Origin of the sequence: Nocardia arseniciresistens (genome assembly GCF_046764875.1) — a bacterium.
GTDB lineage: Bacteria > Actinomycetota > Actinomycetes > Mycobacteriales > Mycobacteriaceae > Nocardia > Nocardia arseniciresistens.
In genome coordinates this window covers 88,565-112,680 of sequence record NZ_JBKORD010000019.1, presented here as the reverse complement: position 1 = coordinate 112,680, position 24,116 = coordinate 88,565, and the positions used below count along the sequence as shown (strand labels likewise).

Sequence of the window (24,116 nt, the reverse complement as noted above, 5' to 3'; positions counted from 1 at the left end):
ACTGCACGCCAGCACTCTTCGCGCCCTGCGCGCTACTTGGCCGCGTCCGCGCCGAATCCGAAGGATATCGCATGACCGCCGTTGTACCCGCCGTATATCAGGTTCCCCGCTCGCTGCGCGCGGCCATCGACAACATCGAAATCGGCCCCGACGCCGACTGGGCCGTCATTGCCGGCTATCGCATCGAGGACACCGATCGGCGCGTCCTGCGGGTCAGACTGTCGGACGCGATCTACGGCACCCTGCACGCCGGTCGTGAAATCGATCCCGACCAGCGCCTGCCCCGGCGGATCCGGGACACGGAATTCGAGAGGATGTTGACCGAGAACACTCCGCAGCGGCATTTCCAGGTGTCGGTACGGGTGCGGGAACTCGCACAGGAGCGTCCCGACGGCACAACCCGGATCCTGGTCGGTCGAGACGGCGTACGGATGTGGGTGCCGGTCGAACGGATAGACACCGAGTCGTACACGGCCGGGGACGAGGTGCTCATGCAGGCATCCGCACTCCGCCCCGCGGTATCTCCCGGATTCTTCTTCGTGCACGGCACCACGCCGTTCCGGCGCGGACCGGACCTGCTACGCGTATACATCCACATCTCGGATTCGAACGCGGCCCCGCGTATCTGGCGACGGGTATTGGAATTCCTGGAAGCACGCGAGGTGAGCTATCGCGCGAAGGTACTGTCCTCACCCCTGCTCTACTCCCGGCGTGACGCGCTGGTCGTATACCTCGCCCCGCAGTTCGATGATGTCGTCACCGAATTGGCGGAACTCGTGACGGGCACGAACGGCACCGGCGGAGAAACGTCGCTGTTCGCGGAACGCATCGCCCCCGGAGTGTCCATCGCCTGGGAGCCACGGGATCCGCGCCCCGAAATGACCGGACTGAGTTTCGGCCAGCACCGCGCATCCGCCATCGCCGGCGCACTCCTCGACGCGGCATGCGGCATAGGCGACCTCTACGAACTGCTCACTGCCGAGTTCATCGCCGCCGGAATCGATCCCGCGCATCCGGCTCGAAACCTGACCGTGGGTCGGCTGCCCGCCGACACTTCCGATACCGAACAGCCCGACGAGAGCCAGCGATGACCCACTACTCGATCCTGATGCCGTTCGGCACGCCGCGCGGTGAGCAGATTCTGCCCTTCGCGGCGCTCACCCAGTGGAGCAAGGCATTTCGGCTGTGGCAGGGCCAGAGCGTTGCCGGCGACCCCTATCAGGTCTTCGCGCACGCGGCGGCGAGCGGATTCCGCGTACCGATCGGACTCGGCGTCACGCTGATGCCGTTCCGCCACCCGTACGAGGCCGCACTCCAGGCGCAGTCCGCCGCGGCGACCATGGGACATCCCCTGATCGCCGGATTCGGCCCAGGGGCGATCCCCCTGCAGAAGTCGTTGCTGGCCAAGCCCTATGCCAGCCAACTCGGCGCGGTCCGCGAATACCTGACCATCGTCCGAGCACTGCTCAACGGTGAGGAGGTACGGACAAGCGGCGAATACTTCACCTGTTTCAACACACTCCCGTCCTTTCCCGGTCCGCCGGTCGAAGTCGGTGCGGGTGTGCTCCGCCCGGCCATGGCACAGCTGGTCGGCGAGGTGGCCGACGTCGCCATCACCTGGCTCACACCGGCTTCCTATATCCGGGATGTGATCGTGCCCGAGCTGCGGACCGGCGCGCGGGTCGCGGGAAGACCGGCGCCGAAGGTGGTTGCCGTGGTTCCGCTCGGGCTTGCCGGACCCGATCGCGACGGTGTCGACCTCGCCCTGACCAGCAATTCCGGCCATCTTCGCTTGAAGCACTACACGGACATGCTGGCCGGCGCGGGTATCGCGATCGATATGGCGGATGAACGGGCCAGCGGCCGAGCGATCATCGATGGCGGCGCCTACCTGTTCGGGACGGTGCAGGAGATCGCCGTACGGCTCGCCGAGTATGCCGCGGCCGGAGTGGACGAGATCGTCCTCAATGTCACCGGCGTCGCCTTCACCTACGGCACCCAGGCGGCATTGCAGGAGATCGAGACGGTGCTGTCCGAGATGGCTCGATGAGCTCACCACTCGGGCGGGAGCTGCTCACCGTCCTCGCTCAGATATCGGTCGATCTGAGCGCCGGGACCGCCCTCGTGGCGGTGCGGAAGGTGCGGGAGGACGATCCCCGCCAGTTGCGCAGGCTGCTCGCGGTGGCGATCTACGAGGAGTTCCACGCCGGTGTCACCGGTCCCCTGCCACGGACACGCGATGCGGCATTCGAACGAATCCTGACGCAATCGATTCCGCATAAGGACTATCGGCTGCCGGTGCGGGTCTGCCCGAGCCGCGACGGAACCGCCGCCGGGCAGGAAACGGTGCTGGTCGAGCACGATGAATTGCGAATTCGCGTTCCGGCCAACAGGATCCGCGAAACAGCCTACGCACCGGGCGATCTCGTCACACTCCAGACTTCGGCACTGCGTCCGGCCCTGACATCCGGCTACATGACCGTCCACGGGTCACACGGATCTCCCGCCGATGCCGTACACGTTCCCGTCTATGTCCACCTGGCGAATTCGCATTCGGCGGCTGACGCCTGGGCTCGTGTCCTGGAATTCCTCGAGGTTTCCCGCGCCTGCTATCGAGCCAAGATTCTCGACCATCCGGCGGCGTACCCCCGCCGGAACGGCCTGATCATCAGTCTCCACCGAGAGGACGAGACCAGCCTGCGCGCCCTGACAGGACTGCTGCGGAACGTTGCTGGCATCGCCGGCCCCACTTCACCGTTTGCCCGGAGGATCGGCGACGGGATCGCGGTCGGGGTCGTCCCCGAAGATCCCCGGCCCGCGATAGGTCGTCTCACGTTCGGGCAGCACCGGGCAACAGCACTCGCCGCCGCCGTGATCGCCGCCGCCCGCACCGAACACGACCCGCACACCCGCATCGCCACCGAATTGCGTTCGGCGGGAATCGATCCATCGGCCCCTTCATACAACTCCGCGATGCACTGAAGCACTGCCACGTAGCTCGAGTGGTGAGAGCCGCGGCTCGGCAGGTCAAAACATTGTCTTCGCCGTCCGGACCGACCCCTCTTCGGCGGACTCGTTCCGGCAGGTTTCGATCGAACCGATGGCGCTCTCCTCGGTCGAGGACGCCTCGAGGAAATCAAGAACCGCCGGGTCGCTGCTGTCGAGATAATTCATTGCCGTCGACAGTCGCATACCGCGATAGAGCAGTGATGGATGTCGCTGTGCGGCAAGCCATTCAGCGGCATCCGCGGCCGTTCTGAGCCGGACGAGCATGGCGGGGCGTTCTCGATCTACCCATTCCGCCAATGGCGGCCAGGTCAGTATCAAGTCGTGGCTGAGATGTGCGTCGTCGACGCCGACGATGATCATCCCTTCGTCCACCAGGGTATCCAACACCGTGACACCGATCGGCTCACTGCCCGCCAGGCGAGCCAGTTCGCGGTGCGGGACACGGCGGCGGGTATCGGCGGCATCGCCGCGGACCGATACCAGCGCGAGCAGAACGCGGCGCGCGATCGCGCGCTCGGGGGAGGTGAACCGATCCCACATGTTTGTCGCCGCGGTGTGAACAACGCCTTCGACGCCGCCGGCCTTCCGATAGCCCGAAACAGTCAGTCGCACCCCTTCGCGCTGGCCCCACATCGCGTGCAATGCGCGCGACAGAATGAGCAGCTCGCCTGGTTCGCTACGGATCCTGGCGCCGTCACCGCGTACGCGACCGATAGCGGCGAGCAGCAACTCTTCGAGCCCGGCCTCGACCTTGATGCCGTGCCGGCGGGCGGGTTCGGTGACGACGGTGCGCAGATCATCGGACCGCATCGCTTCGAGCAGGTATCCGCGATGTTCGGCCATATCACCGAGGAGCGGATAGTCCGAGCAGCTCGCCAGACAACTCGAGCGAAGTGAAATCAGCACAACCGAGACGGCGGTGAGGCGCTCGATCAGCGTCAGCAGGACCTTGCGAGCGTCATCGTCCATGCGTGCGGAGAAGAATCGCTCGAACTGATCGATGACCAGCAATCGCGAACCGCCGTCGAGAGGGTCGGCCGATTCCAAGCGCCCGAGCGCCTCCGCGAGTGGTCGCACCGGATCGATGCCGAACACCACCGTCTGTACCGTCCACGATCGTGCCTCAAGGACGGGCACCAGCCCGGCCTGGAGCAAAGAGGACTTACCGACACGCGCCGCTCCGGTCAGCGCGACGAGTCGTTCCGGCCCCTTCCCCACCGCCGCATTACCCACCAACCGGACCAGGTGACCGATCGCGTCGTCTCGCCCCGTGAACTCCGCCCGGTCCGACCTCGAATACGGTGCGGCCCCTGGGAATGGGCAAGTGACGTTCAGGGTGGTGCGCCTCGGCCGACTCGCGTGCGCCTGTCCCCACAGTTGCTTCCATAGTCGCAGGTTCACCAGTTCCACTCGTGACACCTGCCCACGCCGCCGCGCCGCGTCGACAAGCACCAGCAACACCGGCAGCAGTGCCTCGAAGCGGGACGGCACATTCCGTCCCGCCTTCCAATCGCTGATCCGCTGCGCCGACACCGATACCGGCACCGGTTGCGCGGTGCCTCTGACGACATGCGCGCGCTTGCGCGCGGCAGACGCGAGCAATCGGAGCGGCGGACCGCCCCCCGCCGCATACAGTGCGTTGAAACGCAGAGCGAAGTCCTGACGTGGCGACTGGTGACTACAGTTGTCGATCGATCCAATGACACTGGTCGCAGCCATCTCGAAACCCCCCAAACGGATTCATCGGCGCCGATCATCGAGCACGCACCGATGTTTTAACTACCTAACAACCCATTGGACGCGGCGTACTCACGATTGGTTCCCTTGCACAGCAATGTTTTTCGCGGGGACTAGCTGGGATCGGCTGGGCGGCTGCCACTGTCGTTGCAGGTGCGACCGATCTGTCTCGCAGGAGTATTGGCGAAGCGGCCGGGCGGGACATGGCAACGTCCGGATCCAGTCCGCCCACCAACAGCGAAGGGCCCCGGTTGACGCCGATGATGACGCCCGCCGGGACCATTCGGATGCCGCCAGAGACCGTCGGCATCGGGAGTTACATGACTATCGGATCGCCATAGACCACAACCGACTCATCCGAGAGTGCGGATTTGCTGGTCAAGGCCACGTAGGACCGGATGGTTGCCGGCGCGAGGCATCCCTCGACTCTGATACTGGTGCGCCGCAGCGGAATCGATGCGCGAGCTTTTCCTACGGGTGCGGTAGCCAAGGGAATATCGATGATCGAGCCGACGATGGCATCTATCGACACCGTGGGCTTGATCTCGGCGCCGGGAACGAGAGTCGGCAGGTTCACCTCGGGCGGGGCGTTCTCTTTGGGGGTCACCGTAATCTTGGTCTTGATGCCCGTCAATTGTGTTTGTGTCAGCCCGAAGGTGGCTCCGATACCCGCCAGAACTGTTCGCAAGTCGATCGCACAGCCGACGTGATATCCGACAGTAAGCGTCGCCGGGCCCAACTTGGCGGAGGCCCGGCTCGTGACCGCGGCGTATGCGTCGTTGTCGATCAACACCTCTCGATTCGTCGGATTGCCGTCCACCATTCCGAGCCGGGTCACTGTCTCGTTCCGGTGCCCGACGACGAGCTTTCGCCCGTCCACCGCCGTTACCGTCCGCTCATGCGGCCGTGCCGGGACCACGTCGGCGCTCGCGTCCGGTGCGTTGACCGAAACCAGCAGCAGCGCCGCCGCGATCAGTACCCAGGCAGCTGGGCGCACAAAGATGCCGATTCTCATCAATTGCCCGATCAGAGGACGACCGGATCGCCGTATACGGCGACTGAATCGTCGGCCATGGCGGACTTACCTGCGATGATCGTGTAGGAGCGGATGCTCGCGGGAGCGGTGCAGCCGTCGATCTTCACATGCGCGTCCCTGTTGGTGATAAACGCCTGCGCGCCCTCCAACGGCTTCTCTCCGAGTGACAGGTCGACCACTTTCCCGGGAACGAGCGACACGCTGAAACTCGGGGCGATGCTGGCACTGGGGCCGATGTTCGCACCGATGGTGGGCATCGGGACAGTCGGCGTAATGCTTATCGAAGGCACAATTCCGAGGCTGAGGGTGCCGCCGAGAGTTATTCCGGTGATATCCATGGCGCACCCGAGGTGATATCCGGTCTTTAGCACCACGCCCTTCAGCGCAGATCCGGACCCACCGACGCTACCGAACGCCTGATTCGTCACGAAGACTTCGCGGGTGGTTCCGATGGTATTGAGCGGCGCCACCCGATTGGCCGTTTCCGCGCGGTGGCCGACGGTGAGTTTCCACCCATCGGGCATGACGATACTCTGCTCATGCGGCGCCATCTGCAACAGATCCGCGTGTGCGTTCGGAATACCGGCGATCACCGCCGTCGTCGCGGCGGCAGCAGAAAACAGGATATTCAAACGCATTAGGGATCCCCCACAATCGAATTCCGCCGATCGAGACCTCACGGTGGTCCGATCGGGTTACCGGGCGGAACGCTATTCGAGCGTTCTCCCGATGGACAACGGGTGACGCTGCCGAGATCGGTGAGACAGCAGGTCAACGTCTCGAATCAGGTGTACGGACCGGACACCTGCATCGGGCTGTACCGCCCGAAATTCGAGTGCGAGCGGGCGGCTATCCGTGGGATGGTCAGGTATGACGCTGATACCCGGTATCACCATTCGATCGGCTGTCGAGAGCGATGCGGCCGAGATCGGGCTCGTGGTCCAGACGGCCTTCGGTATGCGGCCGGAAGAGTCGTTGCAGGAGCCATATCGACGGCTGTTTCCGCCGCAGGAGGCGATAGTCGCGGTCGACGGCGAGCGGGTGGTCGGGCATGTGGAGTCGACGACGTTTACGTTGACGGTGCCGGGCGAGCGGACGGTGGACGCCTGCGGGATCGCGGGGGTCGCGGTGGCGCCGACGCATCGGCGCCGAGGGATTCTGCGCGCGATGTATACCGAGCAGCATCAACGCATCGAAGCGGCCGGTCTGCCATTGACGATATTCACCGCGAGCAGGGGCAACATCTACGGACGGTTCGGATATGGACCGACGACCCGGGGAAGCGCGGTGAGCATTGATCGGCGCTTCGCCGAATTCCTGCCGACCGCACCCGATCCCGGCGGCGTGGAACTCGCCGTGCTCACCGAAGCGACCGCACAGGTGCGAGCGATCTATGACCGCTGGCGCAGGCTGACGCCCGGTGCGCAGGTGCGTCCTGACGCACAGTGGGAGATCACCTTCCTCGACCCTGAGCGTTTCCGGGGCGGCGGCACCGACCTCTTCGCGCTCCTGCATCCGGACGGGTACGTGCTGTATCGGTATCGCTATTCCGACTCCGTCGAGATCGCCGAGGTAGTCGAGATTCGCACGGTCACCGCGGACGCGCATGCCGCACTGTGGCGGACACTCTGCGGGCTGGATCTCGTGACCCGTATCGAAGCCGAACTCACCGATAACGATCCGCTCCCCTACCTGCTGACCGATCCTCGGCTCGTGCGGACCGCCAAACGCTTCGACGGGCTCTGGTTGCGACTCATGGATGTGCCCGCCGCGCTGAACGCTCGCTCATACCAGCGCGATCTGGATGTCGTACTCGCAGTGACCGATCCGTTCAGGAACGCGGGCGGCGCCTTCGCGCTCAGGGTGCGCGACGGCATCGCCGACTGCACGCCGACCACCCGCGCCGCCGATATCGAACTCGGCATCGACGTGCTCGGCAGCATGTACCTCGGCGCGTATCCCGCCAGAGTGTTCGCGACCGCGAACCGGTTGCACGCCAAGGATTCCTGGCAGGTGCGCGCTATCGACGAGGCATTCGGTGCGGAGCGCGACGCGGTGCCCGGTTGGTTCTTCTGACATCGGCGGGCCCGCCGATGCCATATCAGGGTCGGCCCTGAGAACGATGTAGTCCCCAGGAGTGATGCTCGAAACGCCGGGCTGCTGGCATGCTGGAGCAATGAAGCCGATTCAGCTCATACTCAACGTGCTCTGGCTGGTGTTCGTCGGGTTCTGGATGGCACTCGGCTACATCCTGGCCGGGATAATCTGCTGCATCCTGATCATCACGATCCCCTGGGGTATCGCGTCGTTCCGTATCGCGTCCTACGCGCTGTGGCCTTTCGGCAGGACAACCGTCGAGAAGCAAGGGGCGGGCACGGGCTCACTGCTCGGCAACATCATCTGGTTCATCGTCGCGGGATGGTGGTTGGCGCTCGGCCACCTGCTCACCAGCATCCCGCTGTTCATCTCGATCATCGGCATCCCGTTCGGCTGGGCCAACCTCAAGCTGATCCCGCTGTCGCTGTTCCCGCTCGGCCGCGAGATCGTCGACAGTGACCAGCCGTTCGGCGCACGGTAACCGCAGGACACCAGGTACTGACCGCTACCAGCGCTATTCGGACTCGGTGACGAGCTGCTTCATGATGCCGACGGCCTTCGTCAGCACGACCAGTTGCTCGTCGGTCAGCGTGGACAGCTGCTCGGTCATCCAGGCTTCACGGGCGCTGGTCTCGTCGGCGATCAACGCACGGCCCGCGTCCGACAGCGAGATGATGATCTGCCTGCCGTCGGTCGGGTGCGGCTTGCGTTCCACCAACTTCAGATCCGACAGCGAGGCGATCACCCGCGTCATCGACGGTGGCTGCACACGTTCCTTCGCCGCGAGGGCGCCGGGCGTCATCGCGCCGTCTCTGTGCAGGGTGGCCAGCGCGGACAGCTGGGTCAGCGAAATTTGTGCGTCGGCACGCCGACCCCGCAGATGCCGCGTCAAGCGCACGACCGCAAGCGACAGCTCACCAGCGAGAGCTCGAACATCCGATGGCCTTGTCACAGTGGCAAACGATACGGGACCCGCTGGCTGCGGGATGACTGTTCCCGCAGCTACCCTAGGGCTGTGACGCAGAAAGTGCCCGAGATCCCGCAGCGGCTGACCGATCCACGACCGGTCCTGGCTGTCGGCAGCGCGCTGTGGCTGATCGCCGCGGTCGTGGTGTGGGCCAGTGGCGATCACTGGGAGTCGGCCCGCCCGGTGTGTCTCATGGGGGTGGCGGTAGGCCTGCTCGGCTACACGATCTTCGCCATCCAGCGCCGCGGCGCCAGGCGTGGCGACAAGGGTGCACAAACGGGCCTATAGCGTCCGGCGGTCAGACCACCTCGAACTCGTCGGTCGTCCCGGTGAACGGGTGCAGCGCGCCATTCGGACTCAGGCTGTCGGCGTAGTGCTGTAACCGGTGTCGGCCTGGCGTCGCGTCGGCGGGAACATCCCAGGTGAAGCGGGCAACGGATTCGGTGATGCCGCGCTTGCTCCAGTGGAAGCGCACCGCCCACTCCCCCTCGTTCGCCACCCGCACCCATTCGCCGGAGTCGTTGCGCCGCTGCACTTCCAGGAAGGTGTCGTTGCGGCGCGGATTGTGTTTCGGGTGGGCGGAGACGAATTCGGCGGCGACCCGGGTGCCGCGGGAAGCGGTGGCCACGGGCTGGCTCAGCACATCACCGAAGTTGCGGCCCGGTGGCGTGGTGTCGGGACCCGGTGGTGGCTGGAAATTCGGCTGCAAGTTCGATACGTCACGAGGGGCCGGGCCGCGGGGAACCTGCGAGCGGGCGGCGAAAGCCGTTGCCAGGCGAGTGAATTCCTGCTGGTATGCACTCAACGTATAGCGCCCGAACAGGGTTGAGCCGCCCTCGTACTGTTGGGAGTCGTACTCCTCCGGGGTGGTGACGTATTCGTGGTAGGCGTTCGCGTAACCCTGCATGAGCACCTGCTCGAGCGGGACACCGAGCGCTGTCGCCACCGCGCGGCGGATCCGCAGGCCGGAGACGATGGTGAACTCGCCGCCACCGCCCGCCAGGTACAACTCACCGATGCGCACGATCTGGATGGGCACCACGTTCGGCACCCACGGCACCGGTGGCAACAGGCCGAGCGGCGCCACAATCGCCTTGGGCGCCTGGGCATCCGCGAGCCAGGAAGGCGCGGGGACGTTGGGGTCACCGAGTGCGTCGACGAACGGGTTGCGCACCCCCTCCGGAATGGGGATCCCCGGCAGCCCGGGGCCGTCCTCGGTACTACCCGCGATGAGCGCGACGCCCGCGGCGGCGGGTGCGGTGTGGCGCGGCTGACCGTCAGGGGTGAAACGACCGTCGACGACGGTGTCGGCCAGGTCGATGTAGCAGAGCATCGAGTCGACCGGTCCACTCAGCGACTTCGCGTCGGCGAGTGCGGCTTTCGCCGCGTGGTACTGCCGCTCACCGATGATGCGAGTGTTCTCGAACTCGTCCTCGGTGGGGCCGGAGCCCGGGCGCAGGTTCAGATTCGGTGACATGTCCCCCGCGTTGGTCTGCGCGAAGGCGGCGATGAAATCGGTAGCGCCGTCGAGGTATCGGACGCCGTGATCGGTGTGCTCGAACGAGAAGGACGCGTAGCCCTTGTTATCCGCGCTGATCAACCGGTTCTGATTGGTCATCGAGGTGTTGTGGGTCGCGAACCAGGTGATGGCGCCGACCTGCCTGCCGCCCTTGATGATCGACAGCGCGGTGACCGCTGGATCGATGGCCTGCGGAAAATGCTGTTTGTCCGCATCGGGGTTGCGGTCGAAGGCGATTCGCGAGCGGTTGACGCTCGCGTCGTGCAGCTCGCTACGACCGAGGGCGAGCGAACCTGGCCCGAGATCGGCGTGCGCGGCGGCGATCGCCTCCACAATGCCGTTCACCTCGGCGTCGTAGACCTGCTGCTGAAAACCGAGGATCGACAGGTTATATGCGTAATCGTTGCTGGAGCCGCCGCAGGTCGCGTGCGAGTGCGTCGAGGTGAGCAGCACATTCTGCTCGGTGTAAAGGTCACCGAAGCGGCGGGCGAGTTCGAGCATGACACCGCGGTGCACGGACTGGAAGATCATGCCGTTCTCCGCGACGGCGAACACGATTCGCCGCTCGTCGGTGGCGATGACGAACGCGCGAGCACGTGGGCGCAAGTGGATGCCCGCGGTCTGCTGCTCGAACTGCGAATAGCCCATCATCCCGCAGTCGGCGGCCGGGCCCGTGATATCGGAAAGGCCGATGCCGATGAGATATCCGCCGGCCTGCGGCGCTGCCGCGGCGGGCGCGCTCAATGCCGTAGTTACGCCCGGCACAGTGGTCACCGCTGCCGCGGTGGCCAGCGTGGCCGAACTCGTCACGGCGCCGGCTAAAACCGTTCTGCGTGACACGGGCATACGCGTCTCCCTTCGATCCCGGTGTGAAGCGAACCACACAACTGGACGCTCGTCCAGTCTAGATTTTTCGCCACGCGAATTGACTGCACGCTTCTTGGACGCTTAACTCGCTGAGGTGTCCTCCCGATTGAGCGTCGAAGAACGACGGGCCCACCTTATCGAGGCAGCCATCGGCCTTGCCGAGAAAAAAGGCGTGGCGGGCGTGACCACGCGCGATGTGGCTCAGGCGGCAGGCGTTTCGCTCGGTGTGGTGCATTACTGTTTCGAAAACAAGGACGCGCTGATGACCGAGCTGGTCAAAGCGTTATCGATGGAATTGCGCGATTCTGTCGATGCCAATGAAACAGTTTGGCAAGACGTCGGAAGTGGAAAAGAAGCGCTTCAGAAATTGGTGCGCGCCGGACTGGAACTGATGTGGCTCAACATTGAAGCCACACCGGAGCGACAGCTCCTCACTTACGAAACGACGACTTACGCACTTCGCGAAGGCGAACAAACACCGGCGAAACTCGCGATTGCGCGAGAACAGTACGCGTTCAACGACTCCACCGTCGCCGATATCCTCGATCACGCGCGCGATGCGACCGGCAGCCGGTTCACGGTCCCGGTGCACGACCTGAGCCGGTTCACGCTCAATGTGATCGACGGGATCGTGCTGCGCTGGCTGGTCGACAACGACAGCGAGAGCGTCCGGGTACAGCTGGACCTGCTCAGCGAGATGGTCTCGAACTACGTGGGCTAGGCGGACTTCGACCGAAGGGCGATCAGTCCCGCGATCGCGAGATCCGGATGTGCGTCGTCGCGCCATCCCACCACCACGGCACGTCGACAGTGCCGGCCACGCCGCCCCGCAGACGTATCCGAAGGTCATCGTGCACAACCAGGTCCCCGTGCTGCGCGGGCAGTGTGAACAGTTGGCGCAGTACAACACCGAGCGGTTCGGCGGACCAGGTTGTCCGACGGCCGGTACCGATCACCTCGGCAGTGACGGATTCCGATACGAGCGGCAGATCGAGCAGCGTCGCCAAAGCGGGAGCCGTCTCGATGTTCCCGACAACCAGGCGGTCAGCGGGCAGAGCCAGGCCGAACCAGGGTTGGTCGAGCACGAAAGCGTCGGCGGGGTCGACCACCGCACCTGACAACGCGCGCACGCGGACGGGCAGGTCGAGATCGGCCAGGTCGAACAGATCCGCGGCGACCGCGGCCGCCAATCGCGCGTGGGTCCGGGAAATCACCTCGGGTGAAGGAGCTTTCGCCGGATCGGCGAGGGCCGCGAGTAGGGCGGTGGCCAGCTCCTCGGTGAGGGCATCGGGGTTCGCCAGTACCGAGCGCAAGGCATCGACGTCGTGGCGGCCGAGGCCGGGGGCGGCGAATTCCGGGAGCAGGCCGGCGAATTCGGTATCCGCCGGGTGGCGAAGCAGGCCCAGCACCGTTCCATCGATACGGGCGTGTCTGCGCAGCCACCATGCGGTGTAGCCGTCACGGTCGGCGAGCAGCCGTCGGGTGCGTTCACCGGAAGCCAACTGCCGCAACGCTTCCTGCCACGCGGACTCGGCAACCAAGTCCAGGTCGCGGACGGCGGCCAGCTCCGGCGGATCCTCCGACAGGCTCGCCCACCAGCGGTCCTCGTCGTCCAGATGATGGTCGGGGCCGGTCGGATCCTCCTCGACGACGACACTGAAATCCCAGCCGACACCGACCGCACGCAGCGCCGCAATGCCGTAGCCCTCCACCAGATCCTTTGCGGCGGTGCCGAACGGCGAATCCTCGACCAGCAGATCACGCAGCGGAGCGCCGGGCAGTAGCAGCTCGTCGGCGGGCAGCAATCCCCCTGAGCTATCAGGCAATTCGATAATCCCGAGCCAGGACGGCAATGCGAGCGGATCGGCGTTCGCGGCCAGCCGCAGCACCGCGTCGGCGGTGTCCGGATCGCCGGGCTGATCCTCCAACTCGGCGCGCAACCCTGGATCGCTCAATAGATCCTCGGCGGTAGCGGTGCGCGCACCCAACCGAGCCAGCAGCGGATGCGCCGCCTCCGGGTGCACCAGCCGCGCCCAGTGCACGGGAATGGGATCCTCGAGCCGATCATCCAAAACCACTGTGCGCGGCCCGGTCACGAGCCGCCCATCGGCCAGCGGCACCGCAAGCGCCCCCAACTCCTCGGCAGTCAACGGGTCGACAACGAACGACTCCAGCGCCGCATACAGCGAATACCACCACTGCGGCGACCGCTCCAGCCCACCGGAGAGCTCCGCAAGCCGAGCCAGCCCCAACCGGTGCACATCCAACACACCGAGCGCCTCGCTGTGCGCCCGCCCGGACAACTCCGGAATCACCAACGGCCCGACCACATCATCGATCAGCCCGGCCAATTCCGCTGTCAGCCCTGCGAATACGCTCGCCCGAGTCGGCACCGCCGTAGCCGCGGCCCCGCGCGCCGGTAACCGGCTTTCGAATTCCGCGCTCTCAGCAGCTGCATGTTCGCGCGCAACCGCCGGCCCCAGCGCGGCGCTGTCCGGGAGAGGCTCCGCCCACAGCGATTCCGGGTCATCGAAGTCGAACGCGGGCGCACCGGAGGGCCCGGTTTCCACTGGGAGCCAGGACTGGGATCGGAGTTCGCGGACCAGGGCTTCGCGGAGTAGACCATCGGCCTCACCGCGGGCGAAGCCAGGGGCCGGGACCAGGGTGAGGCGATCGCGGGACGGGAGGGCGCGGGCGAAATCGCCGTATCCCGAGGCGAGTTCGGTGAGTCGGGCGCCGGGAAGTAGGCGGCGGCGGTCCGGCTGCATGGGGATGTCGGCGATCAGGAGGGCCGGTAGCGATAGCTCCTCGTCGGATCGGGTCGGGGCACGCAGTACGTCGGGGGCGGCGGCTACCGGCCTGCCGTTGCGAACAGGCAGCAGCCAGCGCGCGCGTGCAGTGCGGTATTCCCACCACACTCGATGTCCGATGTCCTGGCCGCAGATGCGCAGCTCGCGCAGGCCGGTCCGCTCGGGATCGGTGGCGCCGAGATCTATTGCCGTACTGGTCAGCTCATCGTCGCCGATTCGGATGCTGTGCAGGGCAGGCAGTTCCAGCAATAGGTCGACGGCTTCGGCGCGCATGCCCGCGAGCAGGGCCTGCTCGTCGATGCCGTCACGCAGGCGCAGGACCACTTCGGTGTCGCCGTCGGCAGGGGAAGTGGAGATCGGCCACGCCAGTCGAAGAACCGGTGGGGCGAACTGTTCTGCTGTATTCGGCACCTCGATTGCGTTGTCGCGCAATGCGACCCACGTATTCTCGCGCGAGAACAGCAAGGAGCCGGTCGTCGAACGCACCTCGATCTCGTCGCTCACCGAGAGGACCGCGGTGAAGCCGACACCGAACCTGCCGACGCTCGTCGCCGGGTTCGCCTTCGCGGAGGCGCGCAGCGCGGTAAGCGCGTGGACACCGGAAAGCTCCAGTGGCGCACCGGTATTCGAAATATGCAGGGTTCTGCCGTCGAGCCGGACAACCAGGCGGCCATGAGCACCGGACTTCGCGGCGGCGTCAGCGGCGTTCTGCGCGAGCTCGGTCAGCAGCCGATCCCGATACCCGGCCCGCACCAGATCCGCCTCGGTGGCGCAATCCTCGCGCAGCCGGGTCGGCGAATCACGCCATGCGGCGATGACCGCAGCGCGCAGCGCCGAGGTACCGAACGGATCGGACGCCTCGGCGGCGTCGCTCAGCTCTGTGCCGATGATTCGGCACCCTTTTCCTGTTCCGACTCGATCGGATCGGTGCCCGACCGCGACGCCTCGGACGCGACATCACTCGGCAGCTCAGAGCTCGGCTCGGCCTCAGCAGTCGCCTCAGCAGTCACTGATGCCGCAGCGTTCGACTCGGGGACTGTGTTCGGCTCGACCACAACGCCACCCGCCGAGTCATCAGCGACGGTGCCCGCGTCGGCCGCGTCGGCAACCGGCGCCTGTTCGACCTGCTTGCGCGGGGCTTGCTGGATCACGTCGAATGCCGCGTCGTCGTATGCCTCGTAGAGCGGGGAGCCGCCGCCGGTGGGGACGATGGTGTCGGAGTGTGCGCCGCAGCCGTACTCGGCGTGCACTACTCGGCCGTCTGCGCCCATCGCATTGCCACAGACGCCGAAAGCGGCCCGCATGGCGCCCGCCAGCGGCAGGTAGAAGCCGCAGAGGCCGCAGGTCGACGGCGCCGCCTTGGCCATATCGGTGTCGGGGCCGAACTCGGAGTACCAGCGCTCGGACGCCTCGTCCCTGCCTTCGAGGCTGAGCACCTGGGTGCGGCCGAGGCCGATCTCGCGGGCGACGTCGTCGACCGCAGGGTCGCCGCTGAGGACATACCCGGGTACCAGCCGTGGATCGTCGGGCACGGGAGTGAGGAGGTCGCCGGGCGAGAGATCACCAGGGCGGACCCGCTGATCCCACGGCACGAAATCGGGCGCGATCAACGCGTCCGGTCCCGGCAGCAACGCCGACTCGCTCACCGTGGCGTAGGCCGCACCTGGTGCGGCCGCGACGACGACCGCCCACTGCCAGCCGTGGTAGCCGGCGAGGGTGGCTTCGAAGCGATGCGTCGCCGCACTTTCGCCCTCCGCGGTCACCCCCAAATGCGCGCCGACCCCGGCGGGCTCCAACGCCACGAGCGCTCGACGGGCCACGTCGACGGCGTCGGCCAGGATCGGCCACACGCCGGACTCCGAAACAGAAACTGCGCTCACGGCATACATTTTGCCGTATGGAGCGCAATCAGCGTTCGTTGGCCGCCATAGTACTGGTCAGCGTGCTCACAATGACCGGCTGTGGCGGCGCGGACGACCAACCACAACGCAGAAAAATCGAGGTCATCGGCACCGGTCCGCACGATTCGGCGGCGTTCACCCAGGGCCTGGAGATCGACGGCACCGTGCGCTACGAAGGCACCGGCAAGCCGGGCGCGTCGAGTATCCGCGCGACCGACCTGAACACCGGAGCCGAACTGGCCCGCGTCGATCTGCCCGCTCCGTACTTCGGCGAGGGCGTGACGCTGGCAGGCGACACGCTCTGGCAGATCACCTGGCGAAACCACGTCGCCTTCGCCCGAGACCCGGTGACCCTTGTCGAGCGCGGACGGGTGCCCTACGAGGGCGAGGGCTGGGGCATCTGCACCCGTGCCGGCCGACTCGTGATGAGCGACGGCACCGGCAAGCTCACCTTTCGCGACCCGGTCACCTTCGCGCCGACCGGCACCGTGACCCTCCGCAATCGCCGCACCGCGCACCTGAACGAGCTCGATTGCGCCGCAGATGGTTCGGTGTACGCCAACGACTACCCGACCGACACCATCCTGCGGATCGACCCCGACACCGGCAGGGTGCTCGACGAGATAGCTGCCGGCGGCCTGCTCGCACCCACCACCCGCGCGCACACCGACGTACTCAACGGCATCGCGCAAATCCCCGGCACCGACCGCTTCCTGCTCACCGGCAAATACTGGCCGACCATGTTCGAAGTCCGCTTCGTGCCCGCGTGAACGCGGACCTCAGGACACCACGGTTCCGACGCACCCGACGTCCGGCCTGAGACGCGCGGCGGCGGATGAGTCAGAATTGAATGCGTGACTACTCCTCGCGATCCCTCCGGTCCTGACAATGGCCCGTGGGACGGCGGGGAGGCTCCTCCGATCCAACGCCACCCCGGCTTCGACCGATATCCGCCCGCCAACGCACCGACAGCGCGACAGCAGGCGCGCGGCGACCGCCGACCGCAATCCGGCACCAGACGACTACCCGAGACACGGCCGGAACCCGCCGACCCCGCCGACTTCGAAACCCGCCGCATGCCCAGCGCGCACGGTGAACCCGACCACTCCGCGCCCGACATGGGTAAACCGCCGCATAGCGAGCGCCGAGACGGGTACGCCGAACCGGTGGAAGACAGCACCGCAGCGAGCGGACCAGACGCACAACACATCCCCCGCAAACTGACCGTCACCAGAGTCGCGGCCATGCGTGGCCAAGAGCTGACCAAACGCGGTATCGCGTCTTTCCAGCGCGCCGCGAAGGCCGACGGCGCGGACAAGTCGGGTCTCACCGCGCTGACCTACGCCACGATCGCGAACTTCGCCCTCGACGCGGCGATCGCCGTCGCGCTGGCCAACACGCTCTTCTTCGCGAGCGCGAGCGCGGAGAGCAAGTCGAAAGTCGCGCTGTATCTGCTGATAACCATCGCGCCGTTCGCGCTGATCGCGCCGCTGATCGGTCCGATGCTCGACCGTTTGCAGCGCGGCCGCAGGCTCGCGCTCGCCACCTCGTTCGCGCTGCGTGCGATAGTCACCGTCGCGCTCATCGTGACCTTCGACACCTGGGCGCTCTATCCGCTCGCGCTGTGCATGATGGTCGGCAGTAAATCGTTCTCGGTGCTCAAGAGCGCGGTGACGCCGCGCGTACTGCCACCGGATATTGATCTGGTGCGCACCAACTCTCGGCTCACCGTGTTCGGTCTTGTCGGCGGCACCATCGGTGCGGGCGCGATCGCCGCGATCGCCGCCGCGATCGCAAGCTCCACCGGCGCACTGATCTTCGCCACCACGATCGCCATCGCGGGAACCTATCTGAGTCTGCGCATCCCACGGTGGGTCGAGGTCACCGAGGGCGAGGTCCCCGCGACCCTCAGCTACCACGCCAACACCGAAGTACTCGATCCGGCAACGGAATCCGCCATCCCGCCGCGCAAACGCAGGCAACCGCTCGGACGAACGGTCGTGACCGGGCTGTGGGGCAACAGCGCGATCCGGGTGCTGACCGGGTTCCTGACCTTCTATATCGCCTTCGTCGCCAAGGCGACCGAGCATGGTGGCGTGCAGCAGGCGGCCATGCTCGGCGTGGTCGGCGTCTCGGCGGCCGTCGGCAACTTCACCGGCAACGCCACCGGCGCCCGTATCGAGCTCGGCAAGCCCTCGCTGATCGTGCTGAACTGCACCGCCGCGTGCACCCTCGTCGCGCTGGTCGCCGTGTTCGCGAACAATCTGCTCGGCGCGGCGATCGCGACGCTGGTCGCGTCCGGTGCGAGCGCGCTGGCGAAGGTATCGCTCGACGCCTCGATCCAGGACGACCTGCCGCCGGAGTCCATCGCCTCCGGCTTCGGCCGGTCGGAGACCGTGCTGCAGCTGAGCTGGGTCGTCGGTGGCGCAGCCGGTGTGCTGCTGCCGACCGACTATTGGAAGGGCTTCGCGGTCGTGTCGGCGATACTCGTTGTCGGACTGGTGCAGACTTTCGTGAGCTTCCGAGGTCACTCGCTGCTGCCAGGGCTCGGCGGTAATCGACCGCAGCACGCGGAGCAGGAAGTTCCGCATCGGCCGCACACCCAGGAGACACGCAGACAACGTGGTGGAGACACCCAACGCATTCAACGAGGGATAGGAGATCCCATCTAGTGAACAAGCCCAGTACCCGGACCATCGTCGCGCTCGGCGCAGCCGCCGGGCTGGTGTTCGTGGCCGCGTTCGTCGGTGTCCTGGCGGTGCTGATTCGCGACGCACCCGAGCGGGAGCCGGAGATCACCGCCTACGCACACGGGACGGCCGTCACCGTGCGGCCGTACGGGTACTGCACACCGTTGATGCAGGACTGCCGGATCCTGCCCGAGCGCGGTGCGGAGGCCGACTCGGGCTCGATCTTCTCTCGGCTCCCCTGCGGTGAGGCGACGCCGGAATGCCAGAGCGGCAAGACGGTTCGACTAGAGGTGCCCGCGGGATACCCGTTGCAGATGTCGCTGCCGAAACAGATCGCGGACGCACCCTGGATCGCCCGACTGGTCTACGTGCTGCCCAACGGCGACACAGTGGACCGCGTCGTCAGCCACAACGACTACCCCGACGGCGCGCTCAACCTGACCATCGACTCGACGCCGGAACCGGACTTGCGCCTCATCGGCGTCGAAATGCAGCTCCCCATTCTCGCCAAAGACGAGACAGGCCAGGAGTTCTACCTCCCGCACGCAGCCTGGTCGATCAGCACGCTGTAACTCGGACTGATTCCCCGACAGACCGGCCCCCGGCCCCCAGTAGCCAGTAGCCAGTAGCCAGTAGCCAGTAGCCGGTAGCCAGTAGCCGTGCCTACTGAACCGTACCGACTGACCGGACCACCACGGAGCGAGTCTTACGAGCGACGTTCGCGGCCGGCTCGCTTCCGAGCACTCGAAGCGCATGCGCCGAAGGCGCGAGTCTCGAGTGCTCGGAAGCGAGCCCTCAGGGCCGCGAACACGCAGCGCCGCAGGCGCTGCCGAAGATTCAGTGATCCAGTTCGCGCGCTACGGCGCGGACGATCTCGGAGATATGTTGCGCGGTCTTGCGATCCGGGTACTTACCCTTGCGCAGGTCCGGCTGCACCTTCGCCTCGAGCAGGGTGATCATGTCCTCGACCATCCCGTGTAGCTCGTCCGGCGTGTGCTTGCGGACAACAGGCTCCCTGTGTGCGCCACGCTCGCGCTCCTGGCCCTGACGGACCGATGGCGGCGCCTCGAGCACCTTCAGGCTCAGCGCCTGCGGTCCGCGACGGCCCGCGGCCATCCCGAACTCGACACGCTGGCCAGGCTTGAGAGATTCGGTGCCCTCGGGCAACGCGGAGGAACGGACGTAGACGTCCTCACCCTCCTCCTGGGAAAGAAAGCCGAAGCCCTTTTCGACGTCGTACCACTTAACCCTGCCGGTAGGCACTGCCATCACCCGTTCATCATCGAAACTCGAACCCTGGCGGTCCGAGCACATCCATCTGCCCGGACCCCACCGCGAGGTGTCGCGAGGGAGATCCGCTCAGTTTGCGAAAAGAACGCGCCCCACAGCATGCAGGACGCGATAGGCACCGAGTCTACCCCGGTGCCGATATCGCAAGCACCTGAGTTTTACGGTCTTCGAGTGACGAATCCTTCCACGCCGCCGCCACCGAGCGGGCCCGCGCGTCGCTCGAGCGACGGGCTACTGCACTTCGCACTCGGCCTGTTCGCGATCGGACTGCTGGCGATCGTCGCGATTTTTCTGACATCGATCCTCAGCGACTCCTCGCCGGGGCTCTGGCTGTACCTCGTCGCCATGCTCGCACCGCTCGGATTCCTGGTCGGCGTGGTGTACGCGCTGTGGTCCGGTCGCCGATCCCGGTGACGCGAGATGGGTTACCCGAGTCGATCGTTACCAAATCAACAGTGTGATCCTCGTCACATAACGGCGAGATCACAGAGTGGTGACGGACCTCTATCGGCCGGTTCGCACCACTTCTCATCTGCGCGAAAGCATTCGGGTGCGCACCGAGACCGCTCCGAGACCCTCGGGGACCCGCCGGTTACCAAATAGTGATTTTTCGCGGAGATCGTCGTACGGTCTTACCCAGCCGGGACACCCGGCAACCACCGGCCCGCCGCACCAAATCCTCACCCCGCGGGTACCGGACCCCGACGGAAATAGGGGTGAGGGCGGACGGACGACCTCTCAGTCCGGACCATTTGCAGGTGCGTAGGAGAGGCAGAAGAACCCGACATGAGTGGACGCCATCGCAAGCCAACCTCCACCGGGCGCACTGTTGCCAAGGTCGCCGTTACCGGCGCCATTATCGGCACCGCCGGTGTAGCCCTCGCCGGCAACGCTGCTGCGGCACCGGACTCCGACTGGGATCGTCTCGCGCAGTGCGAGGCAGGCGGCAACTGGGGCATCAACACCGGCAACGGTTTCCAGGGTGGGCTGCAGTTCTCACCCGGAACTTGGTCCGCACACGGAGGCAGCGAGTACGCCTCGACCGCCAACCAGGCCAGCCGCGAACAGCAGATCGTTGTCGCCGAGAAGGTCCTCGCCACCCAAGGCTGGGGCGCTTGGCCCTCTTGCTCGTCCAACCTCGGCCTGAGCAGCGGACCCAGCGAGCGCACCGCACCGAAGTCGCACGATGCCGCCCCACGCTGGCAGCCCGCCGAGCAGTCTCCGCTGCAAGTAGAAGCGCCGGACAGCTCGCAGCAGGTCTTCTCCGCCGTAGACCGCGCCGTTGCCGTCGTCCAGGCGCAGGGTGTGCAGATTCCGCAGGAAGCCCTCGATTTCTTGAGCGGCGCAAAGTCGAGCAACACGAAGCTCGATCCGACCATCGTGAACTTCTTCGAGGCCAACAAGGGACTTCTCCCTGCCTGAACCTCAGATACGAAAAGGTCCCCGCATCTTCAGGATGCGGGGACCTTTTCGTATCTGCGGGCATTCCGGTCCGGGATCAGCGATTGATCACCGTGTTCGGGTGCATGTACGGCAACTGTTCGGCCGGAACCGGGAACTCGGTGTCTTCACCGTAGGGGGAGAGACCGCCGGAACGAGTCGACGAGAGTTCGGTGACCGCGTGATCACCTTCGGCCACCGTGGGCCAGCCATTGTCGACGTAGGGTTTCTTAGATTTATTCACCACACCCTCATTCTGGCACGCCGCTCCTGCACCGCTCATCCGCCGCGTCTAAGGTCGAATTCGCAATGACTGATTTCGAGAGCACATGGGTAACTCGTGGGGCACGCCCAGAACTCAGCCAGGCACGGACACCCGGCCCGCGCCGTGACTTCCGCGGCACCAACGGCCGGCAGAAGACGCAGGGAGGCGGACGAGCTTGACCGCGACCCACTCCTTGGCCGAATGGCTGGGCGCGCGCAGCGATGCGCAACTTGTGGCCCTCCTCGAACTCCGGCCCGATCTGGCGGTGCCACTGCCCTCGTCTATGGCGGTGCTCGCCGCGCGCGCCGAGCAGCGTGCGTCGGTGCTGCGTGCCACCGATGACCTCGACACGCTCGAGTTCGCGATCGTGGAAACCCTTGCCGTACACGGCGTCACTCACTCCGACCGGCATGCCACCCCGCTACCGCGCCGCGCACTGCACGTGCAGCTGAGCGAACGCGTCAGCGCCGCGGCCGTCGACGCCGCGCTGGAGCGTTTGACCGACCGTGCGCTCATCTGGACCGACGGCGAGGACCTACACCTGATTCCGACCGCCACAGATGCACTGCCGTGGCCGATCGGGAGCACCACCGAGATCCCGGACGCGCTCACAGAACCGGAGGTGGTTGCCGCTCTCGCCGAGACGACACCCGCCGAGCGCGCGCTGCTGGACAAGCTCGCCACCACCGGCCCGCGCGGGCGCAGCAAGGACGCGGCGCCGGGCACACAGGCCGACCGCCCGATCCAACGTTTGCTGACCCGCAGGCTCCTGCACTGGATCGACGACGAGACGGTCGAACTGCCGGTCACCGTCGGCCAGGTGCTTCGCCGCGAGCCGGTGACCCACCCGCACGCACTCAGCCCGCCGCAACCGCGGCTGAGCAAACAGACCCCCTCGGACGTCAACGCGGTCGCGGCGGGCGAAGTGGGCGAGTTACTGCGGCACTGCGCGGACGTACTGGAGACGCTCGGCCAGGCGCCCGCACCGGCGTTGCGGGCGGGTGGGCTAGGCGTGCGGGAATTGCGGCGCATCGCCAAACAGACCGGAGTAGACGAAGCGCGAGCGGGGCTGCTCGTCGAACTGCTCGCGGCCGCGAAGCTGATCGAAAAGGGGCTGCCCGACCCGCCGCCGGATCTCGACTCCGCCGACGACTTCTGGGCGCCGACGCCTGCGGCCGACGCCTGGCGCGAGGCACCGCTGTCCCGACGCTGGGTGACCCTCGCGCTGGCCTGGCTCGACCTGGACCGGATGCCGTGGATGATCGGGATGCGCGACGCCAACGACAAGCCGCTCGCGGCGCTCGCGATCGAGCTACGCACACCGCACGCGCCGCGCGATCGACGCGCCGTGCTCGACCTGCTCGGCGAATACCCCACCGGCACGGCACTCGAACCCGCCGACATCGGCAGGATCATGGCCTGGCGGCAACCACGCTGGCGCAGACATTTTCGCTCGGAGGCGGTCGAGAACACGCTGTTGGAGGCGGCGGCGCTCGGTTTCGTCGGCCGTGGCGCCCTCGGCTCACCCGCCAGGGCACTACTGCACGGCGCACCGACCAGCGCGGCCGACGCAGAGGCCGCGATGGAGGCGGCACTGCCCGCTCCCGTCGATCATGTGCTGGTGCAGGCGGATCTGACGGTGATCGCACCCGGCCCGCTGACGGCGGACCTACAGCAGCAGATGGCGCTGGTCGCCGATATCGAATCTGCGGGCGCGGCAACCGTTTACCGGATCGGGGAGACCTCGGTGCGGCGCGCGCTCGACGGCGGCATGACGGCGGCGGAACTGCACGCGCTGTTCACCACCCACTCGCGCACGCCGATTCCGCAGGCGCTGACCTATCTGATCGATGATGTGGCGCGCAGGCACGGACAGCTGCGGGCCGGGATGGCGCAGTCGTTCCTGCGCAGCGACGACCCGACGCTGCTGGCGCAGGTCCTTGCCGCACCCGTGGCGAGAACACTGGCGCTGCGCGGAATCGCTCCCACCGTCGCGATCGCCCAAGCCCCGATGGGCGAACTGCTGGAGCAGCTACGCGCGGCCGGATTCGCTCCCGCGGGCGAGGACTCAGCGGGCACGATCGTCGACCTGCGGCCGCGTGGTGCGCGCATCACGATCCGGCCGAATGCGCGGCAGCCCTATCGGCCGACCCCGCCGAGCAGCGAGCAACTGGAACTGCTTGTCGCGGAATTGCGGGCGGGTGATCGCGCCGCGAGTGCGCGCAACGGGCAGGCGGTGCGCCACGATGGCACCCGAACCAGTACCGCCGCAACCCTTGCGCTGCTGCAATTGGCGGCGCGGGTGCGGCGGTCGGTCAATATCGGCTATGTCGATGCCTCCGGCATCGCGACCCAGCGCGTTGTCGAGCCGTTGAAAGTAGGCAACGGTCAACTCGATGCGATGGATCCGGTAACCGGCGCGGTCCGGCACTTCACCCTGCACCGGATCGCATCGGTCGCCCTACTCGAATAAAACGTTCAGCTCCCG

The 24,116-nt window shown here is 66.4% G+C and carries 22 protein-coding genes; 13 read left to right on the top strand and 9 right to left on the bottom strand.

Annotated elements, in window-relative coordinates:
• Window positions 1-71: 71 nt before the first annotated feature.
• From ACLMAJ_RS30970 to ACLMAJ_RS30960, 3 genes are read left to right on the top strand one after another with little or no spacing between them, the layout of a single operon-like run.
• On the top strand, window positions 72-1,091 hold the full coding sequence (locus ACLMAJ_RS30970; RefSeq protein WP_412017399.1) for a T3SS effector HopA1 family protein: 1,020 nt from the start codon (window positions 72-74) through the stop codon (window positions 1,089-1,091).
• A complete protein-coding gene (locus ACLMAJ_RS30965) occupies window positions 1,088-2,050 on the top strand; it encodes an LLM class flavin-dependent oxidoreductase (RefSeq protein ID WP_412017398.1) in 963 nt (320 codons plus the stop codon). The genes ACLMAJ_RS30970 and ACLMAJ_RS30965 overlap by 4 nt, the downstream gene beginning before the upstream one ends.
• Window positions 2,047-2,982, top strand: coding sequence for a T3SS effector HopA1 family protein (locus ACLMAJ_RS30960; RefSeq protein ID WP_412017397.1), 936 nt, complete (start codon window positions 2,047-2,049; stop codon window positions 2,980-2,982). Before ACLMAJ_RS30965 ends, ACLMAJ_RS30960 begins: the two co-directional genes overlap by 4 nt.
• A gap of 45 nt (window positions 2,983-3,027) precedes the next feature.
• Here ACLMAJ_RS30960 and ACLMAJ_RS30955 read toward each other — a convergent pair whose 3' ends face one another.
• From ACLMAJ_RS30955 to ACLMAJ_RS30945, 3 genes are all read right to left on the bottom strand, one after another.
• A complete protein-coding gene (locus ACLMAJ_RS30955; RefSeq protein WP_412017396.1) occupies window positions 3,028-4,728 on the bottom strand; it encodes an ATP-binding protein in 1,701 nt (566 codons plus the stop codon).
• Between the two features lie 334 nt (window positions 4,729-5,062).
• Complete coding sequence (locus ACLMAJ_RS30950) at window positions 5,063-5,761, bottom strand: MspA family porin (RefSeq protein WP_412017395.1); 699 nt, start codon at window positions 5,759-5,761, stop codon at window positions 5,063-5,065.
• Between the two features lie 11 nt (window positions 5,762-5,772).
• Window positions 5,773-6,420, bottom strand: a complete 648-nt coding sequence (locus ACLMAJ_RS30945; protein ID WP_412017394.1) for an MspA family porin — start codon at window positions 6,418-6,420, stop codon at window positions 5,773-5,775.
• A 232-nt stretch (window positions 6,421-6,652) separates the two neighbouring features.
• Between ACLMAJ_RS30945 and ACLMAJ_RS30940 the strand changes: the two genes are divergently transcribed.
• On the top strand, window positions 6,653-7,858 hold the full coding sequence (locus ACLMAJ_RS30940) for a GNAT family N-acetyltransferase (RefSeq protein WP_412017393.1): 1,206 nt from the start codon (window positions 6,653-6,655) through the stop codon (window positions 7,856-7,858).
• 100 nt (window positions 7,859-7,958) lie between these two features.
• Complete coding sequence (locus ACLMAJ_RS30935; RefSeq protein ID WP_412017392.1) at window positions 7,959-8,360, top strand: YccF domain-containing protein; 402 nt, start codon at window positions 7,959-7,961, stop codon at window positions 8,358-8,360.
• Window positions 8,361-8,393: 33 nt separating this feature from the next.
• Here the strand turns inward: ACLMAJ_RS30935 and ACLMAJ_RS30930 are convergent, their stop codons facing one another.
• A complete protein-coding gene (locus ACLMAJ_RS30930; RefSeq protein ID WP_412017391.1) occupies window positions 8,394-8,831 on the bottom strand; it encodes a MarR family winged helix-turn-helix transcriptional regulator in 438 nt (145 codons plus the stop codon).
• Window positions 8,832-8,894: 63 nt separating this feature from the next.
• On the opposite strand from ACLMAJ_RS30930, the gene ACLMAJ_RS30925 reads away from it, so the two are divergent.
• Window positions 8,895-9,134 (top strand): DUF2530 domain-containing protein, encoded by a 240-nt coding sequence (locus ACLMAJ_RS30925; protein ID WP_412017390.1) that lies wholly within the window; start codon window positions 8,895-8,897, stop codon window positions 9,132-9,134.
• A 10-nt stretch (window positions 9,135-9,144) separates the two neighbouring features.
• Here the strand turns inward: ACLMAJ_RS30925 and ACLMAJ_RS30920 are convergent, their stop codons facing one another.
• Window positions 9,145-11,211 (bottom strand): neutral/alkaline ceramidase, encoded by a 2,067-nt coding sequence (locus tag ACLMAJ_RS30920; protein WP_412017389.1) that lies wholly within the window; start codon window positions 11,209-11,211, stop codon window positions 9,145-9,147.
• 127 nt (window positions 11,212-11,338) lie between these two features.
• Here ACLMAJ_RS30920 and ACLMAJ_RS30915 point away from each other — a divergent pair, with 127 nt between their 5' ends.
• Complete coding sequence (locus ACLMAJ_RS30915; protein ID WP_412017388.1) at window positions 11,339-11,953, top strand: TetR/AcrR family transcriptional regulator; 615 nt, start codon at window positions 11,339-11,341, stop codon at window positions 11,951-11,953.
• A 22-nt stretch (window positions 11,954-11,975) separates the two neighbouring features.
• Here the strand turns inward: ACLMAJ_RS30915 and ACLMAJ_RS30910 are convergent, their stop codons facing one another.
• A complete protein-coding gene (locus ACLMAJ_RS30910) occupies window positions 11,976-14,918 on the bottom strand; it encodes a sacsin N-terminal ATP-binding-like domain-containing protein (RefSeq protein ID WP_412017484.1) in 2,943 nt (980 codons plus the stop codon).
• Window positions 14,915-15,931 (bottom strand): DUF3027 domain-containing protein, encoded by a 1,017-nt coding sequence (locus ACLMAJ_RS30905; protein WP_412017387.1) that lies wholly within the window; start codon window positions 15,929-15,931, stop codon window positions 14,915-14,917. Before ACLMAJ_RS30905 ends, ACLMAJ_RS30910 begins: the two co-directional genes overlap by 4 nt.
• An 8-nt stretch (window positions 15,932-15,939) precedes the next feature.
• Here ACLMAJ_RS30905 and ACLMAJ_RS30900 point away from each other — a divergent pair, with 8 nt between their 5' ends.
• From ACLMAJ_RS30900 to ACLMAJ_RS30890, 3 genes are all read left to right on the top strand, one after another.
• Window positions 15,940-16,713 (top strand): glutaminyl-peptide cyclotransferase, encoded by a 774-nt coding sequence (locus ACLMAJ_RS30900; RefSeq protein WP_412017386.1) that lies wholly within the window; start codon window positions 15,940-15,942, stop codon window positions 16,711-16,713.
• Between the two features lie 84 nt (window positions 16,714-16,797).
• The gene (locus tag ACLMAJ_RS30895) at window positions 16,798-18,615 is read left to right on the top strand and encodes an MFS transporter (protein ID WP_412017385.1); all 1,818 of its coding nucleotides are present in this window, start codon (window positions 16,798-16,800) and stop codon (window positions 18,613-18,615) included.
• Complete coding sequence (locus tag ACLMAJ_RS30890) at window positions 18,615-19,205, top strand: DUF2771 domain-containing protein (protein WP_412017384.1); 591 nt, start codon at window positions 18,615-18,617, stop codon at window positions 19,203-19,205. Before ACLMAJ_RS30895 ends, ACLMAJ_RS30890 begins: the two co-directional genes overlap by 1 nt.
• A 265-nt stretch (window positions 19,206-19,470) precedes the next feature.
• Here ACLMAJ_RS30890 and ACLMAJ_RS30885 read toward each other — a convergent pair whose 3' ends face one another.
• Window positions 19,471-19,896 carry a cold-shock protein gene (locus tag ACLMAJ_RS30885; RefSeq protein WP_412017483.1) on the bottom strand — a complete coding sequence of 142 codons (426 nt, stop codon included), beginning with the start codon at window positions 19,894-19,896 and terminating at the stop codon, window positions 19,471-19,473.
• A 198-nt stretch (window positions 19,897-20,094) separates the two neighbouring features.
• Here ACLMAJ_RS30885 and ACLMAJ_RS30880 point away from each other — a divergent pair, with 198 nt between their 5' ends.
• Window positions 20,095-20,337: a hypothetical protein gene (locus tag ACLMAJ_RS30880; RefSeq protein WP_412017383.1), complete on the top strand. Its 243-nt coding sequence runs from the start codon at window positions 20,095-20,097 to the stop codon at window positions 20,335-20,337.
• A gap of 372 nt (window positions 20,338-20,709) precedes the next feature.
• Window positions 20,710-21,345: a transglycosylase family protein gene (locus ACLMAJ_RS30875; RefSeq protein WP_412017382.1), complete on the top strand. Its 636-nt coding sequence runs from the start codon at window positions 20,710-20,712 to the stop codon at window positions 21,343-21,345.
• Between the two features lie 76 nt (window positions 21,346-21,421).
• Here ACLMAJ_RS30875 and ACLMAJ_RS30870 read toward each other — a convergent pair whose 3' ends face one another.
• The gene (locus ACLMAJ_RS30870) at window positions 21,422-21,610 is read right to left on the bottom strand and encodes a hypothetical protein (RefSeq protein ID WP_412017381.1); all 189 of its coding nucleotides are present in this window, start codon (window positions 21,608-21,610) and stop codon (window positions 21,422-21,424) included.
• Window positions 21,611-21,803: 193 nt separating this feature from the next.
• Here ACLMAJ_RS30870 and ACLMAJ_RS30865 point away from each other — a divergent pair, with 193 nt between their 5' ends.
• On the top strand, window positions 21,804-24,101 hold the full coding sequence (locus tag ACLMAJ_RS30865; RefSeq protein WP_412017380.1) for a helicase-associated domain-containing protein: 2,298 nt from the start codon (window positions 21,804-21,806) through the stop codon (window positions 24,099-24,101).
• The last annotated feature ends 15 nt before the right edge of the window (window positions 24,102-24,116 follow it).

Coding starts and splice junctions, on each gene's coding strand:
- ACLMAJ_RS30965 (WP_412017398.1), top strand. CDS start 1,088: ATGACCCACTACTCGATCCTGATGCCGTTCGGCACGCCGCGCGGTGAG.
- ACLMAJ_RS30950 (WP_412017395.1), bottom strand. CDS start 5,761: ATGAGAATCGGCATCTTTGTGCGCCCAGCTGCCTGGGTACTGATCGCG.
- ACLMAJ_RS30945 (WP_412017394.1), bottom strand. CDS start 6,420: ATGCGTTTGAATATCCTGTTTTCTGCTGCCGCCGCGACGACGGCGGTG.
- ACLMAJ_RS30970 (WP_412017399.1), top strand. CDS start 72: ATGACCGCCGTTGTACCCGCCGTATATCAGGTTCCCCGCTCGCTGCGC.
- ACLMAJ_RS30960 (WP_412017397.1), top strand. CDS start 2,047: ATGAGCTCACCACTCGGGCGGGAGCTGCTCACCGTCCTCGCTCAGATA.
- ACLMAJ_RS30935 (WP_412017392.1), top strand. CDS start 7,959: ATGAAGCCGATTCAGCTCATACTCAACGTGCTCTGGCTGGTGTTCGTC.
- ACLMAJ_RS30875 (WP_412017382.1), top strand. CDS start 20,710: ATGAGTGGACGCCATCGCAAGCCAACCTCCACCGGGCGCACTGTTGCC.
- ACLMAJ_RS30955 (WP_412017396.1), bottom strand. CDS start 4,728: ATGGCTGCGACCAGTGTCATTGGATCGATCGACAACTGTAGTCACCAG.
- ACLMAJ_RS30905 (WP_412017387.1), bottom strand. CDS start 15,931: ATGTATGCCGTGAGCGCAGTTTCTGTTTCGGAGTCCGGCGTGTGGCCG.
- ACLMAJ_RS30900 (WP_412017386.1), top strand. CDS start 15,940: ATGGAGCGCAATCAGCGTTCGTTGGCCGCCATAGTACTGGTCAGCGTG.
- ACLMAJ_RS30940 (WP_412017393.1), top strand. CDS start 6,653: ATGACGCTGATACCCGGTATCACCATTCGATCGGCTGTCGAGAGCGAT.
- ACLMAJ_RS30920 (WP_412017389.1), bottom strand. CDS start 11,211: ATGCCCGTGTCACGCAGAACGGTTTTAGCCGGCGCCGTGACGAGTTCG.